Origin of the sequence: Dehalobacterium formicoaceticum (genome assembly GCF_002224645.1) — a bacterium.
Taxonomy (GTDB): Bacteria; Bacillota; Dehalobacteriia; order Dehalobacteriales; family Dehalobacteriaceae; genus Dehalobacterium; species Dehalobacterium formicoaceticum.
In genome coordinates, this window is record NZ_CP022121.1 from 277,500 (window position 1) to 293,752 (window position 16,253).

Genomic DNA, 16,253 nt, shown 5'->3' on the forward strand with positions numbered 1-16,253 from the left:
AAATTATCCGGGGGGTCTGCGGAACTCCCCTGTTAAGGAGGTCCCTTTAATGTTAGAAATGCGCATTCACGGCCGGGGCGGACAAGGTGTGGTCACCCTGGCTGAGCTTTTAGGCAAAGCTGCGCTGAAGGCAGGACAAGAGGTACAAACCCTGCCCTTCTTTGGTGTGGAACGAAGAGGCGCTGCCGTCAAAGCCGCTGTTCGCTTTGACACAAAGCCCATTAAGGTTCATTCCCAATCTTATCATCCTCATATTCTGGTGCTTATGAATCAAAACCTGCTCCCCATCGGCTTGGGAGACGGGATCGCCCAGGAGGGGATCATTATCTCTAATGGCACCCATCCCCTGGCCATTGACCAAAAACAATGGCTGGTAGACGCCACCGGCATTGCTTTAGATAGTGATCTTGTCATTGGGGGAGAACCTTTTATTAATGTGCCCATGTTGGGGGCACTCGCCCGGATTCTGGAGATTCCTTTTCCCTTGGTAGAGGAAACCATCCGGGAGCAATGGACTGAAAAAAAAGCCCTTCCCAATGTGAGGGCAGCCCAGAAATCCTATGAATCTGTCAAAGTTGTACAGGGAGGTGCTATCCATGACTAAATCTGTCGTCTTTCCTCTATCCCAACCGACAAGAGGAGCCGGTGGCCCTACCGGTACCTGGCGCACTATCCGCCCGGTTTTAGATCCTGAAAAATGCAATGGATGTCTCTTATGCTGGATCTTTTGTCCGGAGGGTGTCATCCGCAAAGAAGATCGCAGCGTTGATTATGATTATTGCAAAGGCTGTGGTATCTGTGCGGTGGAGTGTCCCCAGAAGGCATTTACTATGGTAAAGGAGGAGGAGGAATAATGAAAAAAATTCTTGATACGGGAAATGCGGCTTGTGCTCTGGCAGTTAAAGCTGCCCATGTGGATATGATTGCCGCTTATCCCATTACTCCTCAAACCTCGATTGCAGAAAAGCTGGCTTCTTATATTGGTTCTGGAGAAATGAACGCCAAGTATCTCCCTGTGGAATCAGAGCACAGCGCATTAAGCGCGATTTCGGCCGCATCCACTGTCGGTGCCAGGGTCTTTACCGCCACCTCATCCCAGGGTTTATTGTATATGCATGAAATTATTCATTATGCGGCCGGAGGACGGCTGCCTTTGGTTATGGCCAATGTGAACCGTGCCGTATGTGCTCCCTGGTGTCTTTATGTGGATCACCAGGATTCCATTTCCCAGCGGGATACCGGCTGGATTCAGTTCTACGCTGCTTCCAACCAGGAAATTTATGATACTGTCTTCTTGGCCTATAAGGTAGCCGAAGCAAGCAATGTTCCCGTGATGGTCAACTTTGACGGCTTCTTGCTCTCCCATTCCATGATGCCCTTCCAACTGGTGGAACAGGAAGTGATCGATAAGTTTTTACCTCCCTATGAGCCCGCTTGGCAACTTCATCCAAAATGGGGCGGTACCTTTGCCAACGTGACCCCTTCCCATGAATATGTGCCTATTCGCACCCGGCAGGCCGAGGATATTATGAAAACCGGTGATCTGATCAAGAAGTTCAGCCGGGAATATCAGGAGCTGACCGGTCATTGGCACGGTGATCTTTTCGATGTTTACCGTCAGGACGGGGCAGAGGTCTTTCTCCTCTCCATGGGCTCCATGGCTGCGGAAATGGAAATTGCCGTCGATATGCTGCGAGAAGAAGGAATTCCTGCCGCTGGACTCCGTCTCCGCGTCTTTCGCCCTTTCCCGGGAGCAGAACTTTCTCAGATCTTGCCTCAGGGTGCCAAATTATTGGTCTTTGACCGCAACTGTGCCTTCGGTACGGGCGGGGGTGCTCTCTTAAGCGAAGCCAAGAACGCTTTGTTTGACCGCAGAGACAATCTTAAAGTAGCGGGACAGATTATGGGTTTAGGCGGAGAAGACCTGCCTGCCGCATATTTAGCGCAAAAAGCCCGGGAAATGATGGAGGTGATAAAATGAGTGTAAAACTGAAAGATTTTTCTGAAACTGAATTTGTCGTCTCCGGCTCGGCAGCCTGTGCCGGTTGTCCTTCTGTCATGGCCTTGCGTGTGGTTGGGAAAGCCCTGGGGGAAAACGCCATTATGATTATGACTCCCTCCTGTGCCGTAGCCAGCATCGGGCTATTGCCCAAATCCTGTTATTCCGTGCCCACCCTGAACATTTGCTTCGCCTCAGCCGGCGCTTCTGCCGGCGGTATGTCTCTGGCTTTGGACGCTCTTTATGAAAAAGGCCGTCTCCAGGGAGAAAAGCCCACCGTGTTTAACTGGGTGGGGGATGGCGGCACTTATGATATCGGCTTCCAAGGTATTTCTGCCGCAGCAGAAAGAAACGATGATTTTATCCATTTTTGCTACAACAATGAGGCTTATTCCAATACAGGGGTACAAAGAAGCGGGGCGACACCCCTTTATGCCACCACCACTACCACCCCTTTTGGCAAAGAAGTTAACCGGAAGAATCTGCCCCTTTTGATGCTGGAGCACCGGATTCCTTATGTAGCCACTGCTTCTCTGGCCTATCCCATGGATTTGTACCGCAAAGTAGCCAAGGCCAAGAGCATCAAAGGCTTCAAATATATTGAGGTTCATGCCCCCTGTTATCCCGGATGGAAATTTGCTGCCAGTGATACAGTGCAGATGAGCCGATTAGCAGTAAAATCCGGCGCCTGGATGCTGTGGGAAGGAGAATACGGCAAATTAACCCTGAATAATCCCACTGCCCTGTATGCCCAAGGAAAAGCAGCAACCATTCCTGTGGAGGAATATATCGGGTGCCAGGGTCGCTATGCCCATTTGATGAAAAGCCCGGAAAAAGATACCTACCTGGCAGAATTAGAAGAAGAAGTTAAACGAGGATTAATCTTTATGGCTGGACGAGCAGAATTATAAAAAATCAAAGAAAGACCTGTCACGAAACATTATTGAAAGTTCGTGACAGGTCTTTGAATTATTTCTTTAGCATAATTTTCGAAAATTCAAGTAAGTCTTCTAAATGGTTCTCAATCACCTTCTGTACTATTTCCAGATTCATCTTTTGATAATCATGAACAGCTATATTTCGAAAACCTACCATGCTCTTCAAGCTTTTTGCCAGGTGTTCATCAATAATCTTATTATCATATAAAAAATCAAATACATCCTTCGTGCTTTGTGGTATTCCAAATTTATTTTCCAAAACATAATGCATGGCTAAATCAATACTTGCTTCACAAGCCCTTTGAATATTCAAGATAATTGAATCCTGTTTGGTATAATTACTCAGGTTTTCTGGTGTATTCTGATATTCCTCTTTTACCCTGTTTATACATCTCTCAATAGTCTGACCCTTATTAAGAACAACATCATTTACCATAAACAGTCCCTCTTTCAATTATCTTATCAATAATATCTTTTCGCTCTTCATTTAATCTTGCATATTTTTTTAAGACTAAAAGCTCATAATTCATCCTTCGCAGTTCATCTTTGCAATACACTATTTTACCTTTGCCTACCACCTGAGACTGAAATACCGTCGATGATTTCCCCAGATCGACCAGATCTACTCTTTTATTTAAAATATCCGCCAATTCTTGACCAATTATAAATACGTCATAACTATCGATATTTTTATTACTGAGAAAGGCAATATCAATATCACTATCTCTATGAACCACTCCCTTAACTGCAGAGCCAAATATATAAATAACATCCGGTGATATTTTTTTTATTAAATATTGCTTGATCAGTTCAATATCCCTATCCTGCATTAAAATCTCTCCACTTTTAGATTTCTAATTTTATTGTAACAGTATATCATATATTGTTAATAAATTAAATCCTCGGTAAACCTTTCCAATAAGGCTGTCCGAAGTTCGACAGAGTTGCTGGGATAATCCCACTATTTCCCTGTGTGATTTTCGCATATCTTAAACGAAATTATTGATAATAAGAATATGAATAAAACAATCACACCATATAAATACTTGATTTATGGTCTGCTGGGCATCTGTCTGGAAATTTTTTGGACCGGCTTTCAATCTCTTCTTTATTCCGACTACACTATGGAAGGGAGAACCTATGTCTGGATGTTTTTCATCTATGGTCTCGCGGTCTTTCTGGAACCGCTTCAAGACAAATTGAAAGAAGAAAACTTTTTCTTCCGGGGCACAATTTACATGCTGCTGATTTTTTTTGTAGAGCTGGCCGCAGGTCTCATGCTGCGTTCCTTAATCGGGGAGTGTCCATGGAATTATGGTGCTCACGGCTTGATATACAGCATTATTACCCCCTACTTTATTCCTGTTTGGTTTGTCCTGGGGCTGATGTTTGAAAAGGTGCATGATTTTCTTGACGCAATCTTTTCCCTCTATCACCAAAGTTAAACTATGACCTGTGATATTAAAATCAAGTGTCTTTAAAGTCGTCTAAAGTCCAGAAGCTCCACCTGTGGGGCCAGAAAGTTTTCCTGAAGGGGTTCATCCTTCATCAGATCCGTACTGATGTATTTTTTGTTGTCATCTACCAGCATCGTCACCACAGAACCATTACCCCCCAACTGGGATTGGGCTTTGACCGAACCCAAGAAATTGGCTCCTGAAGAAATACCCACTCCGATCCCCAGATCCCGAGCCATTTTTTGCGCCATAATAATGGCATCCCCATCATCTACCCCAATAACCTGATCCAGTTTATCCACCTTCAGGACAGGGGGGATAAATTCATCTGAAATCCCTTGGATGCGATGATGCCCTGTTTGAAAACCGGTGGAGATAGTGGGAGAATTAGATGGTTCCAGAGGATGAACCTTTAATTCGGGGTTTTTTTCCTTTAAATATGCCCCCGCACCCATCACTGTACCGCCGGTGCCTACACCGGCGACCAGTGCATCTGGTATGATGTCGTGCTTTTGGAGCTCCTGCCAAATTTCCGGACCGGTGCTGAGATAATGGACTTCGCAATTATCCTGATTGGAAAATTGATGAGGCAGGAAGGAGTCTTTCACCTGAGCTGCTCTTTCATCGGCCATCTTGATGCAGCCCAAAAAACCTCCTTCCTCTTTACTGACAAGAATACTCTCCGCCCCGTAACCTTTGATCAGATTAATTCTTTCACTGCTCATCCAATCCGGCATAAAAATGGTGACTTGGTAACCTAAAGCCCGGCCAATGGCGGTAAAAGAAATGCCCGAATTGCCGCTGGTCGCTTCGATAATCCTGCTCCCTGGTTTTAAAGCACCTTTTTCATATGCCTTAAAAAGGATGTGCAGAGCCATTCTGTCTTTAATGCTCCCGGTAAAATTATAACGCTCATCTTTAGCATATATTTCCCGAACTTGTCCCTGATAGCGAAATTTAATTTCCAGCAAAGGAGTTTTCCCAATCATTTGGGCAAGGCATGCAAAGCCCTTTTCCTCACAGTCTGAATACATAGTTTTCCTCCTAAAATTTTAATATGCAGCCTATTCACTATGAAATGAAGACTTTCTTAATTATTGTATTGGAACTTATCATTATACTTTATTTTTTCTCTCTTCTTGTTATATAATAAGAACAAAAACAAGGTAATCAAGGAATAACCCGGTTCAACTTCCAGTAACATGCAGAACGGTGAGATGGAAAGGGGTGGTTTTTAAAGACTTCACGAAAAATCTGTATTTGATGAAAAGGAGGGTTTCCTATGATCAAACTAAAAAAAACACTTGGATGTTTCCTGTTGATCACAGCAATGTTGCTGGTGTTTTCCTGCGCAGCCCTTGGGGATCAATATGAAGACTGGTTTGCCCCGGGCAGTGCCCTCAGTGGAGATAATGTGGTTGTATCTGCTGAAAAAAATGTGAAAGGCCCGGGATTTTACAGCGGCAGTACCGTTCACCTTCAGGGAAACATTGACGGAACCACCTTTGCTGCCGGTCAGTCTGTTATTGTTGACGGGATTATTAACGGAGATCTTATTGTCGCCGGTCAGTACGTTCATATCAACGGAAAAGTCACAGGAAATATCTATGCCGCGGCACAAAACTTGGAAATCAAAGGAGCTGTGACGGGAGACGTTTTTGGAGTTGGACAGATGGCCACCGTTACTTCCGATGCCCTGCTTTCCAGAGATGTGTTTCTAGCGGGAGAAACCGTTACCTTTTCCGGTGCAGCCGGCCGTCAGCTTTTTGTCGGTGTCAACAGAATGATTTTGCAAGGAACAGTCGGTGACAACGCCAACATCGCCGCCGAAAATATTTCCATTCAGGATACTGCCGTTATTAAGGGGAATCTTAATTACAACAGTGCTAATGAAGCACTGATTTCATCCCAAGCTCAGATCACGGGAGAAAGAAACTGGCATAAAAGCTCCCCCGGACAAGCCAAAGATGAAAAGAGACCGATGATGCCCTGGCAGGGTGCATTGATGAACATGCTATGGAGCATTGCCTCCGCCTTGCTGCTCTGGTTTGTCATCAAAATATGGCGCCCTGAAGCATGGGCAAAAACAACCCGGACTATTACCCAGCAGCCTTTGAAAACCATCGGGGTGGGGGCACTGGTACTGATCCTGACCCCTATCGTCGCCATTCTTCTCATGGTAACGATGATCGGCATTCCCTTAGGCATTATTTTAGGCTTAATTTACAGTGTCAGTCTCTATCTGGCAAAAATCGTTGTGGCCGTCTTTATCGGAGCATGGGTCGCCAATAAATTTTCCTGGCCGGAAAAGCACAAGGGTGTCTGGCTGGCGCTTCTGGGGTTAGTAATCTATAGTGTCGCAAGCATCATACCCTGGGTCGGCTTCCCCGTAATTTTGATCACTCTCCTTACCGGCTTAGGTGCCATCGCCCTCAGTTTTGGTCGGCCAAAAAAACAAGAGGAAACACCTGTAGTGCCGGAATGACTTTTATTAATCATTTAACATGAATCTTGCCGAAAACCATGACGATCGTCATGGTTTTTTCCTGCATAGAGATAAATTATTCCGCCCAAGATTAAGGATGCTCCGATAAACTGGGATAAAGTGAGATGCTCCTTTAAAACTACCATCGCTAAAAAAATGGCAAAGGGAATTTGAAAAGTACCAATCACCGCAGACTTACTGGCGCCAATTAAAGATATCCCTTTAAATAAGAGGAGATAGGAACAGACTGAAGTTAAAAATGCCATGGCAAATCCCAGCAAAAGGGCATGCTTGGAGACCCCTTGAAATAAAAAATAGGGCGGCTTGATAATCAAGCAGGTGAGCAGCGCAAACATCTGGGTAAAAAAAGTTACTTCCAGGGGAGAGGAGAGCTTTAAATTCCTCTCCCCATATAAACTAAAAAAGGCATAGCAAAGGGTGGAAGCAAAGATAAGCAGCACTCCTTTTAATGAAACATCACCCTGTCCGAAACTCTGCAAATCTATGGTCAGAAGAACTCCAATAAAAGTTAAGAACAGACAAATAAAATGGGTTTTTCCCAAGCGCTCCCGGAAAAAAATTCTTGCCCCTAAAGCGACAAAGGCCGGATAAGTGTAAAAGATCACCGTCCCCACAGCGGCGCCGATATATTGGTACCCGGTAAAAAGAAAGGCTGCACCTCCAAAGGCACCAATACTCCCCTGAAGAGCTAAAGAACCTAACTTCTCCTTTGTCATCGGTTGTTCCGGATGCTTGTTCCTGCCCAGAAGATAAAGAGGCAGCAGCAATGCTACGGACCAGAGGTATTGCAAGGACAAAAATTGCCAATTGCTTAACTGCACCTGATAGGCTAATTTAATAATAATAGGGCCGGCAGCAAAAAGCATCGCTGAGGCTAATGTGAAAATTACCCCAGCATGTTCCGAAGAAATTTTCATGACAGCCCTCCCTGTTCTTCTTTCAAATGATTAGGCAGGAAAAAAGAAAATAGGAAACAAATCAAGGCAATCACCACGAAAGCAATGAATAGGGCATGGATGGAAAAATTTAAAGCTAAAATATCCTGCCCCGTTCCCGAGGATCCATGGAATGTATAAAAGCGTGCCATAAATAAATTAAGCATACTGCCTAAAGCACCAACACCAATGGTTTGACCCACTGTACGCACCAAGGCATTAAGAGCCGTGGCTGCTCCCCGTTGTTCATAACCCACAGAAGACTGGACCATAAGGGTGAGGGCTGTAAAACATCCGCCAAAACCAAGTCCCAATAAAAAAACGATGATCCCGATCAAAAATAATGAAGTTTGGGGATCCAAAAATATCAGCATGAAACAGCTTGCCAAAATAACTCCAAAGGAAAGGATCATCACCCACCGCTCCCCGTAACGGGGAATGGCTTTAGCGAGAAAGAAAGCCGCAATCAGCCAGGAAATGGACATGGGGGCCATGGTCAAGCCGGAAATGGTGGCTCGGTATCCCAGGACACTTTGAATAAAAAGAGGCAAATAAACATCCCCGCCCATCAGAACTGCCGAGGCAAGAAAACTTAGGCCATTAACCAGGACACTGTCCTTGGTAAGAATTTCAAGAGGAATTACAGGTTCCTTGGCTTTTTTTTCGATAGAATAAAAAAAGATCAGTGCTATCAGAAAAATAATGAAAGAATACCATTTGACTAAGCCACCTAAAAAGGCGGTAATAGCGATAGACAAAAAAGCAATGCCCCCATAGTCAATGGTATGCTCCTGCCTGACAAAATCTTCCGTAAGATTCTTCTGCAAAATTACCAGAGACAAAATACCGAAAGGAAGATTGATGAAAAAAATCCAGTGCCAGGAAGTGTAGTCAATGAAAAAGCCCCCCACCAGCGGTCCGGCGATACTGGCTATGCCCCATACCGAACTTAACAGGCCTTGAACCCGTGCTCGTTCCGAAAGGGTAAAAATATCTCCCACAATAGTATAAGTTACGGTAAAAATTCCTCCGGCTCCTAATCCTTGAATGCCACGGAAAATAATTAATTGGATCATATTTTGGGAAATCCCGCAAAGACAGCTCCCGATGATAAAAATAATAATACCGATGGATAAAGTTTTCCTACGGCCATACATATCAGCAAATTTCCCATAAATGGGCGTCGTTACGGCAGAGGTTAAAAGATAAATAGAAAAAACCCAGCTCATAATCCGAAAACCTTGAAGCTCCCGTACGATGGTAGGCATTGCCGTGGTCACCACAGTACCCTCCACTGCACCAAGAAACATGGCCACCATTAAAGCAATGATAATGTTTCTTTTCTTTCGCTCATTGAGAATAATTACCACATCCTTTTATTCCATGAAGCAAAGCCGGATAGTTGCAATCCAACTTTAAAAATGTTATTATAATTTTCAAACCGGGGATTAAAACTTGCCTGAAATACGCGTTTACTTTATTATGTCCTACCTACATTGATGAATTGGGAATCTAATGTCATGCAGCTGTCGAACCGTCCTCGAACGGATGACAAAAACAGACTCAGGATACCCACCTGCGAGAGCGCAGGTAAGGACATATAAAGGACGGTATTTTGGGCAGTAATTTATTTGATAAATTTATCAATTACCTTTGTTACTGCCTCACTTTGAAAAGGACGGGCAGTTTTTTATATACTCCTTCATGTCCTCAACCAATATCGGGATCAACTCTTCCTGATACCCGGCTTTTCCTGCCCATAACATCTTCTCCTTTACTGATTGCAATTCCTCTGTCATGACACTGTTTAATTTCTTTAACCGGGTTTCAGAGATCGAAACGGCAGACAAGGATGCTGCATAATCCTCCGCGCCAAAATGCCAAAGCCTTACCTTCCCGGGATAACGCCGCAGGAGTTGTTGAGCCATTTGCAAACCTTCCGGATCAAAATCTCCCGAGTAATAAATAAGAATGTCACTTGCTGCAAGGCGATCCATCATTAACAGGGCGGCCAGCTTAAACTGGCCGTGGGTACAAATCATCGCCGGCCGGCTCCCGGCGCTAAAATGATCTAACACAGCTGAAAATACACCTGAATTTTCCAGCACAAATACTCGATGGGGACACTCCTGGCCTTGATCAAATGACATGGGGACAAATCTATTGACCTTTACAATTTCCCGAATAGGCACATTCAGTACGATCCCTTGCCGAGCAGCCCATTGCCATATGGGCATTATTTCATCCTGTTCATCAAAAGCCACGATCCCCGTAGAGGTAACAAAGTTCAGGATATCATCCCTGAGCAATCCAAAATACTCCATAACTTCGTTCTTTTCTTCCGTTGATGGGGAAGAATTTATCGGATAAGTATCATCTGCTTGATTTCTTAAAAATTGCAGAGCGGAGATAAAGAAACGTCCCTGCTCTGTTCCCAAATCAAACCCATGAGGATCCTGGCAGATGCTATTGGCAAAGATGGGAAGGCGCAAGAAACCATCTTGAGGCAGCCGGGACAAAGCACTCAAGATATTTTTCAATTGGTTTTTCAGGGTTGACGGACTTTTATCATAGGCTTGGTGTATTCCTCGTGTGCCGGCACCTTTTTCTTGAATATGAGCCAACCACCCCCGGCAATTCTGATGATCATATTTTTGCTCCAGGTCCTTAAAAAAATCTTCTTTTTGCTCCTGATACTGCTGATAAGCCTCTGCCTTGGTCAAAATATCCTCTTCAAAATAAGCATCTAATAAATCTTTCAGCTTAATACCGGCGTATCTGGTTTTATTCAAGGACTGTTCAAAGGTCTCCAGGGAAATCTCAGCCGAAACCTGATGCTTATAATCCTTGGATAAGAGCATGGACAGAGCTTCCTTTTCTTCCTTGGTCAGGTTGGTGAGGCGTACACTGCCGCCAATCCTGCCCAAACCCCGATACTTTTCGGCAAACAATGGAAAAAGACGGCGGAATCCTTTTTCACCTTTAAAAAAAGCTGCCGCCTGGCAAGTTTTGGATGGAATTTCAGGCACCAATAATCGCCTCTCTCTCCTCATTATCGTCCACCTGACTAAAGTCCCCTTGGCTTAAAAGATAACGTTTCTGCCCATCCCAGCGGTAGCGCACCACCGTCACATAAGGGGCGTTTTTGGGGCGCACCAGTTCACATATTGATAAAGAGGATACGGTATCGTAGTCACCCCACAGATTTTGAGAATTCATAATAAAATTAAAGCCCAGTTTCTCTACCAAATCAAACATATCCCGAATATTGTTTTCGTCCACACCGGCAAAAGCCTCATCTAAAGAGATAATAAAAGGGGCGTCTTCCCGAGCTTCCAGATAGCGGGAATAGGCCGCGGAGAATAAGGGAATATACATGGCCATGGCTTTTTCCCCTCCACTAAACTGGTAGAAAACATTGTTGGTTAACTCCTTTTTTTGCTCCCCTGCCCTTTGGTAGTAAAGGGTAAAAGAAAACCATTGCCGATAATCCAGCATTTCCTTGATTACTTGATGAAAGGTCTCCCCATATCCTTTATCCTCCAATACCTCTTTGGCCTGATCCACCTTGGCACGAAAATGCTGGGTTACCCGTTCCAGATCCGCTTCTTTGAGCAGACGGGAATCAAGGCGCAGTAAATTTACCAAGTCTTTGGTATCCATTTCCGCTTCATGTTCAGCAGTTCTGGGTTTCCAGCGCAAAGAAAAAGTAAGCCCGCTAGAGGTATCTCGCTCTTCCATCAGTTCGGATATTTTTTTCACCCAGCGTTCGGCACGATTAATTTTGCCCCGGATAATCCGCCCCACACTGTTCATAATAATTTCTTCATACAACTCCCGATCTTTTTCATTGAGCAGCATTTGTTGCAGTTCAATATCCTTATTCATCTGCTCAAAAACGTAATAGGGGCTGACCCGTTTGCCCTGGTATTCCATTAACAGCTGTACCCGGCGTGATTTCTGTTTGAGCTCCTCCCTCCTAAAATACATCAGAGGATCATCTGCTCCAAGGGGAAGAGTATCCTTTTCCAAGACAGACTCTTGGGTCAAGCGATATTCCATCAAAACGCCTTGTTCCTGATAGAAGGTTTGATTTAATCTTTGGGTGATCTTATCCCGATCAGTATTTTCCTTAAGAAGAAAGCCATATTCCTGTAAGATATCTTTGCCCCATTTCAATAATTGCTCTGCCTGCAAAGTTTCTTCCGGGACAACCTTGGGTACCAGACTAAGTTGCAGCTCTTCCCATAAAATTTCTTGCCATAAAGCATGAAATTGCTCACTGAGCTTCAGCCTCTTACCCAGTTCCTCCAGCTCTTTAATTCGATTGTCAATTTGATTTTCCATCGTACTCATATTTTTTTCCAGGGTCCGCAATTCCTTAGGAATCAATTCCAGACGCTCTACCAGATGGGCGATACGCGCTTGAATTTCTTCAGCCCCCATTTCCCGCAAGCGATCTTCTACCTGCTGCAAGCGTAAGGCATCCATATCAAGCTCACTCTTCAGAACATTGATTTCCCCTTTTAGCTCATCCACATCTGCCCGTGTTTCTTCCAAGGTTGATTGCAATTGCTGCAAAACCTTCTCTCCATTAATAAAATCCTTATGGGTCAGCTCTAGTTGCTGGAGATCATGTCCATAGGACTTGATCCTTTGAAGAACCAGCTCATAATCTTCCTGCCGGGGAGGAACCGATAGCTCCTCCGTCAAACTACGCAGTCGCTGACGAATATTTTGTAAATTTTCCAGCAGCCGGCGTACTTTTTCATTTTTCACATCCACTTCATGACTATGAATCTTTTCTTTTTCCTGCAGCCCCTCCAGGACGCGAAATGATTCCCCGGTATCATGATCTTGGGGAAACCCTTCATATTCCTCCTGAAGCTTTTTCAACCGTGCCGTCAAGACCTCTTTTTCCTGCTCCAGGTTTTCCTTCTCTTTAATTAAGTCGGCCAATTCCTGAGCCAATTGCTCCATTACTCTGGCCCGGTAACTGCGTCGTGCTTCTCGGCCAATATAGATGGATCCCTCTGTTTTTGGCGCATGACCCTTGAGCAGATCAATACGATAGGTGCCGTCTTCCCGGAGCATCGTGCTCTTGTCCCCTTGGTCATCAATCAAAACACTGCGCAGCACTTGATCAATGTCTGAGGCAGCAACCCCGCTCCCTTCAACCGGAGTAGGGTAGAGAAAGTCAGCCAGAGTATGGGCAAAAAGATGGGGTTGGGGTTGAATTACCCGATCGAATTGTCCGGTCAGATGAGCTTGTTTTCCCGAAACCACCAAGGCATCCAAAAGACCCATTTGGGTGATGGCCGCCTCAATGCGTTCCCGATGCTCCGGTGCAATATGATCCTGGAATTCTACGGAACTAAAAAAGGGTACAAAGGGAATCCCATTTTCTTTCAAAGCCCGGCGTTCCTTATCCGTATCAGAATGACGAGGGGGCTCCGGCTCTTTGATCTTTTTCCACGCTTCCACTTCCTCTTGTTTATGAAGAATTGCCTCGTCCTTATCTTTAATTAGGGATTTTTGACCCATGATCTGATAATTTAACTGATTCTGATAGCGTACCTGGGCCTGGCGCAAAGGTACCAGGACTTCTTCAAAGCGATATTGCTGATAAATTTGCATGATGCGTTGAGATATCAGTTGGATTTCTTCCTGGGAAAGCCTTAATTCCTGGTTTTCCTTTAACCATTGATGAAAAAGATTAAGCAGCCGATCCTTTTCCTCTTCAAAAAGCTGAGCCCATTTTTTGACCTCAAAACGAGTTTGGTCCAATTGCTTCCGGGCTTCACCTAACTCATGATCACCCTCCTGATATTTTTCCTTGGTGTTTATCTCTTCTTGAAAATTTATTAGGATTTGCTCAATCTTTTTCTGATATTCATTGACTTCTTCCTTCCATAGATAGAAGGAAAAATCCTCTCCGAATTTTCGCCGGAACTCACCAATGGCGATTTCATGACCGGGAAAATAACTTTCCCCTCCCGCATCATCCAGCAAGTCAGCAAGATCCTGGATCTCTGCTTCATATTGAGCCACTTTGTCTCCCTCAACCCGTAATTTTCCATCCAGCTCCCGTTCCTTGCTCTGCTTGGTATCCAAGATCCCCCGCTTCTTATTTTTTGTTTCCTCCGTATCCTTAATATGCCCCAGGATCCGCTGCCGCTCTTCTTCTGCTTTAAAAACGCTATGCTCCCTTAAGCTCTTCTCTTCTTCCTTTTTGACAATTTGTTCTTCCTCCAGCTGCTTCATCTGTGCTGCCAAGGTGATCAGATTATCTTGATGCCCTTGCAACTTCTGTTCCAGCTCTTTTCCCTGGCGCACCAATTCTTCTTGTTCTTTATGAGCCGCAAGTAACCCCTCCGCCTTTTCGGCCAGGACAAATTGATTATAGCGATCATATTGCTGACAAAGTCTTTTCAATGATTGCTGATCCCGTAAAAGTAAATCTAATTGTTGCTTGGTTTGATCCATGCTCTCAATGGTATCCGATAAAGGGCGTAATTCCTCGTCCGACAGGCCAGGCAGGGATTCATTTAAGATCTCGTAAATCACCGTAGGCTTAAAGTCCTTGGATAATTTAGGGCTTCTCAGCTGGATTAATAATTTAATCAGTTCTTCATATGCCTCCAGTGACTCAAAGCCAAAGATATGCTTATTCACCAGCTCCATATACTCTTTTTGGCTGCGCACCACCTTGCCCCCCTCTTGCAAGGCGTTTTCCAATTGGATTCTGCTTAAAGGTATTTTTTCCTGTTGTCCTGTTTCCACATTGTATTCCGTATTATAGAGAAAATAATCCCGCCCGATGCGACGATTATCCAGGATGACGAATCCCCAAAAGTCCAAATTGCTCTGCCTTTTCGCCCGTAAACCTATACCGGTGGTTAGATACTGATCTGTATCCCGGCGCTTATATTCCAAATAAAGATAGCCGGTGCGCTCATCACGATCGACAATTTCTTTTTCACCCAACAGATAGTCTTCCATTTTGCGTGCTCTGGAACCGAAAGGATCCAAACGGTCCGGACTCTTTCGTCCATCCAGCAAAACCGGAATGAAGCTTTGCATGGTTACCGATTTCCCGGAACCGTTGCCACCCCGTAAAAGCAATTTCCCATCTGTTAAATCAAATTCTTCTTCATCGTAATACCAGAAATTTAATAATCCGGCCCGATGCAGCTGCCATTTATTTTTTGTCATGACGACCTCATCCTCTCTACTCCCCGTCGGCGGCAAAATCTGCCGGATATTTGCCCACAGTACGCACCAATAATGGGAAAAGTATGATTGTTCCCGTATCCCCTGCTCTTGATGCCATCTGCCAATCAATTAAATGAGCTAATAAATCACGGGCTATCTGGGGGATGTCTCCTTCCCGATATTGTTTGCTCCACCCAGCACCAAAGCGTTCCTGACAGATTTGCACCCATTTGGTAAAATCAACCTGTGTCACCTGAAGTGAACCGTCTGTCTGCCGGGGAAGCTCCATTGTCTGCTGCTGCTCCCGGACAATTTGAGCAAATTGCAGGGCAATGTCGGAGATCGCCTTATTATCCGGAAAAAGAGTAAAACGAGCCCTACGTTCCGGCAAGGACAGGAGTGCGGCATTTTTATATAATTCAAATTGAAACCCACTATGGCTTTCAATATCTTCCCGAATTCGGTTACGGTAATTACGCAGGTAGAGAAAATCCGGATCATCAGAGCTTTTACTATACATCACCGGGGAAAGAAACAAGATGCGATAAACCCGATGGCGTCGATTGATCCCTACATCTTCCTCTTCCCCCTGCCATTCTGCTGCTAAAATTTCTTCTTTGGTCCTGAACTGAAATAAATCCTTGGGGTAAGAACGCATGAAATAGCGGGCTGCCAAAGGAACCTCATAAAGGACCTCCGATTCTTCCCGATAGCCAAAATCAGCGATATCTCCATCGACCACCTTGAGAATTCCGATATCTACGGCTGTTTGCAGCACGCGCACCAGGGATTTTCGATGCTCATAATGGGTCCAATCCAGTCCATCCTCTCCGGGATAAAGGCTTAACAAGTCCTCACAAAGATGAGACAGCAAAAATTGTTCATCCACACTTTTGCCCTCCAAAAAGGCTAACAGGCAACAAAAGATCCCATAGTCCCGGGGATGGATAAAATCCTGGATACCCATCCAAGCCTCCGCTTTAACAGGGATTTTTTCCAGCTTGGCAAAGGAACGATGCACAATAAGACGAAAGCCCAGCTTGTCTAAAAAATAGGTGCGGAGCACCTGCTCCCGTTCCCTGATCATCTGATATTTTTCCGGTTCTTTTTCCCGCAACACCCAAAATTGTTCTAAAAGATCTGCTGCCGCTTCTGCGGCGATCTCATCAAAATAATATTTTTTTGTCCCCGAATCCATTTCAT

At 44.7% G+C, this 16,253-nt stretch carries 14 protein-coding genes and 1 other RNA gene; 7 read left to right on the forward strand and 8 right to left on the reverse strand.

Going from position 1 to position 16,253, the window contains the following annotated elements; all coding sequences use genetic code 11:
- Nucleotides 1-49: 49 nt before the first annotated feature.
- The 4 genes from CEQ75_RS01430 to CEQ75_RS01445 are packed head-to-tail and all read left to right on the forward strand — an operon-like array spanning nucleotide 50 to nucleotide 2,910.
- Complete coding sequence (locus tag CEQ75_RS01430) at nucleotides 50-604, forward strand: 2-oxoacid:acceptor oxidoreductase family protein (RefSeq protein ID WP_089608757.1); 555 nt, start codon at nucleotides 50-52, stop codon at nucleotides 602-604.
- Nucleotides 597-854 carry a 4Fe-4S binding protein gene (locus CEQ75_RS01435; RefSeq protein WP_089608758.1) on the forward strand — a complete coding sequence of 86 codons (258 nt, stop codon included), beginning with the start codon at nucleotides 597-599 and terminating at the stop codon, nucleotides 852-854. Before CEQ75_RS01430 ends, CEQ75_RS01435 begins: the two co-directional genes overlap by 8 nt.
- Nucleotides 854-1,981: a transketolase C-terminal domain-containing protein gene (locus tag CEQ75_RS01440; protein ID WP_089608759.1), complete on the forward strand. Its 1,128-nt coding sequence runs from the start codon at nucleotides 854-856 to the stop codon at nucleotides 1,979-1,981. The genes CEQ75_RS01435 and CEQ75_RS01440 overlap by 1 nt, the downstream gene beginning before the upstream one ends.
- The gene (locus CEQ75_RS01445) at nucleotides 1,978-2,910 is read left to right on the forward strand and encodes a thiamine pyrophosphate-dependent enzyme (RefSeq protein WP_089608760.1); all 933 of its coding nucleotides are present in this window, start codon (nucleotides 1,978-1,980) and stop codon (nucleotides 2,908-2,910) included. The genes CEQ75_RS01440 and CEQ75_RS01445 overlap by 4 nt, the downstream gene beginning before the upstream one ends.
- A 58-nt stretch (nucleotides 2,911-2,968) precedes the next feature.
- Here the strand turns inward: CEQ75_RS01445 and hepT are convergent, their stop codons facing one another.
- Both hepT and mntA read right to left on the reverse strand, forming a co-directional pair.
- Complete coding sequence (gene hepT, locus CEQ75_RS01450; RefSeq protein ID WP_089608761.1) at nucleotides 2,969-3,373, reverse strand: type VII toxin-antitoxin system HepT family RNase toxin; 405 nt, start codon at nucleotides 3,371-3,373, stop codon at nucleotides 2,969-2,971.
- Nucleotides 3,363-3,767, reverse strand: coding sequence for a type VII toxin-antitoxin system MntA family adenylyltransferase antitoxin (gene mntA / locus CEQ75_RS01455; protein WP_089608762.1), 405 nt, complete (start codon nucleotides 3,765-3,767; stop codon nucleotides 3,363-3,365). The genes hepT and mntA overlap by 11 nt, the downstream gene beginning before the upstream one ends.
- 186 nt (nucleotides 3,768-3,953) lie before the next feature.
- Here mntA and CEQ75_RS01460 point away from each other — a divergent pair, with 186 nt between their 5' ends.
- Nucleotides 3,954-4,382 carry a hypothetical protein gene (locus CEQ75_RS01460; protein WP_089608763.1) on the forward strand — a complete coding sequence of 143 codons (429 nt, stop codon included), beginning with the start codon at nucleotides 3,954-3,956 and terminating at the stop codon, nucleotides 4,380-4,382.
- A 32-nt stretch (nucleotides 4,383-4,414) separates the two neighbouring features.
- Here CEQ75_RS01460 and CEQ75_RS01465 read toward each other — a convergent pair whose 3' ends face one another.
- Nucleotides 4,415-5,428, reverse strand: a complete 1,014-nt coding sequence (locus CEQ75_RS01465; RefSeq protein WP_089608764.1) for a PLP-dependent cysteine synthase family protein — start codon at nucleotides 5,426-5,428, stop codon at nucleotides 4,415-4,417.
- Nucleotides 5,429-5,676: 248 nt separating this feature from the next.
- Between CEQ75_RS01465 and CEQ75_RS01470 the strand changes: the two genes are divergently transcribed.
- On the forward strand, nucleotides 5,677-6,879 hold the full coding sequence (locus CEQ75_RS01470) for a polymer-forming cytoskeletal protein (RefSeq protein WP_089608765.1): 1,203 nt from the start codon (nucleotides 5,677-5,679) through the stop codon (nucleotides 6,877-6,879).
- A gap of 14 nt (nucleotides 6,880-6,893) precedes the next feature.
- Here CEQ75_RS01470 and CEQ75_RS01475 read toward each other — a convergent pair whose 3' ends face one another.
- Together CEQ75_RS01475 and CEQ75_RS01480 are read right to left on the reverse strand one after the other, a co-directional pair.
- Nucleotides 6,894-7,817 (reverse strand): DMT family transporter, encoded by a 924-nt coding sequence (locus CEQ75_RS01475; protein ID WP_089608766.1) that lies wholly within the window; start codon nucleotides 7,815-7,817, stop codon nucleotides 6,894-6,896.
- Nucleotides 7,814-9,154 carry an MDR family MFS transporter gene (locus CEQ75_RS01480; RefSeq protein ID WP_089612464.1) on the reverse strand — a complete coding sequence of 447 codons (1,341 nt, stop codon included), beginning with the start codon at nucleotides 9,152-9,154 and terminating at the stop codon, nucleotides 7,814-7,816. The genes CEQ75_RS01475 and CEQ75_RS01480 overlap by 4 nt, the downstream gene beginning before the upstream one ends.
- Before the next feature lie 134 nt (nucleotides 9,155-9,288).
- Here CEQ75_RS01480 and ssrS point away from each other — a divergent pair.
- Nucleotides 9,289-9,461: non-coding RNA, 6S RNA (ssrS, locus tag CEQ75_RS01485), on the forward strand.
- A 38-nt stretch (nucleotides 9,462-9,499) separates the two neighbouring features.
- Here ssrS and CEQ75_RS01490 read toward each other — a convergent pair.
- The 3 genes from CEQ75_RS01490 to CEQ75_RS01500 are packed head-to-tail and all read right to left on the reverse strand — an operon-like array spanning nucleotide 9,500 to nucleotide 16,248.
- Nucleotides 9,500-10,888: a TIGR02679 family protein gene (locus CEQ75_RS01490; RefSeq protein ID WP_089608767.1), complete on the reverse strand. Its 1,389-nt coding sequence runs from the start codon at nucleotides 10,886-10,888 to the stop codon at nucleotides 9,500-9,502.
- A complete protein-coding gene (locus CEQ75_RS01495) occupies nucleotides 10,857-15,050 on the reverse strand; it encodes a TIGR02680 family protein (protein ID WP_089608768.1) in 4,194 nt (1,397 codons plus the stop codon). The genes CEQ75_RS01490 and CEQ75_RS01495 overlap by 32 nt, the downstream gene beginning before the upstream one ends.
- Nucleotides 15,051-15,066: 16 nt before the next feature.
- Nucleotides 15,067-16,248 carry a TIGR02678 family protein gene (locus tag CEQ75_RS01500; protein WP_089608769.1) on the reverse strand — a complete coding sequence of 394 codons (1,182 nt, stop codon included), beginning with the start codon at nucleotides 16,246-16,248 and terminating at the stop codon, nucleotides 15,067-15,069.
- Between the last annotated feature and the right edge of the window lie 5 nt (nucleotides 16,249-16,253).

Bases quoted from the DNA above. Each gene is read 5' to 3' on its own strand.
- hepT (WP_089608761.1), bottom strand. From the start codon at position 3,373: ATGGTAAATGATGTTGTTCTTAATAAGGGTCAGACTATTGAGAGATGT.
- CEQ75_RS01465 (WP_089608764.1), bottom strand. From the start codon at position 5,428: ATGTATTCAGACTGTGAGGAAAAGGGCTTTGCATGCCTTGCCCAAATG.
- CEQ75_RS01460 (WP_089608763.1), top strand. From the start codon at position 3,954: ATGAATAAAACAATCACACCATATAAATACTTGATTTATGGTCTGCTG.
- CEQ75_RS01440 (WP_089608759.1), top strand. From the start codon at position 854: ATGAAAAAAATTCTTGATACGGGAAATGCGGCTTGTGCTCTGGCAGTT.
- CEQ75_RS01480 (WP_089612464.1), bottom strand. From the start codon at position 9,154: ATGGTGGCCATGTTTCTTGGTGCAGTGGAGGGTACTGTGGTGACCACG.
- CEQ75_RS01435 (WP_089608758.1), top strand. From the start codon at position 597: ATGACTAAATCTGTCGTCTTTCCTCTATCCCAACCGACAAGAGGAGCC.
- CEQ75_RS01490 (WP_089608767.1), bottom strand. From the start codon at position 10,888: ATGAGGAGAGAGAGGCGATTATTGGTGCCTGAAATTCCATCCAAAACT.
- CEQ75_RS01495 (WP_089608768.1), bottom strand. From the start codon at position 15,050: ATGACAAAAAATAAATGGCAGCTGCATCGGGCCGGATTATTAAATTTC.
- CEQ75_RS01430 (WP_089608757.1), top strand. From the start codon at position 50: ATGTTAGAAATGCGCATTCACGGCCGGGGCGGACAAGGTGTGGTCACC.
- mntA (WP_089608762.1), bottom strand. From the start codon at position 3,767: ATGCAGGATAGGGATATTGAACTGATCAAGCAATATTTAATAAAAAAA.
- CEQ75_RS01475 (WP_089608766.1), bottom strand. From the start codon at position 7,817: ATGAAAATTTCTTCGGAACATGCTGGGGTAATTTTCACATTAGCCTCA.
- CEQ75_RS01500 (WP_089608769.1), bottom strand. From the start codon at position 16,248: ATGGATTCGGGGACAAAAAAATATTATTTTGATGAGATCGCCGCAGAA.
- CEQ75_RS01470 (WP_089608765.1), top strand. From the start codon at position 5,677: ATGATCAAACTAAAAAAAACACTTGGATGTTTCCTGTTGATCACAGCA.
- CEQ75_RS01445 (WP_089608760.1), top strand. From the start codon at position 1,978: ATGAGTGTAAAACTGAAAGATTTTTCTGAAACTGAATTTGTCGTCTCC.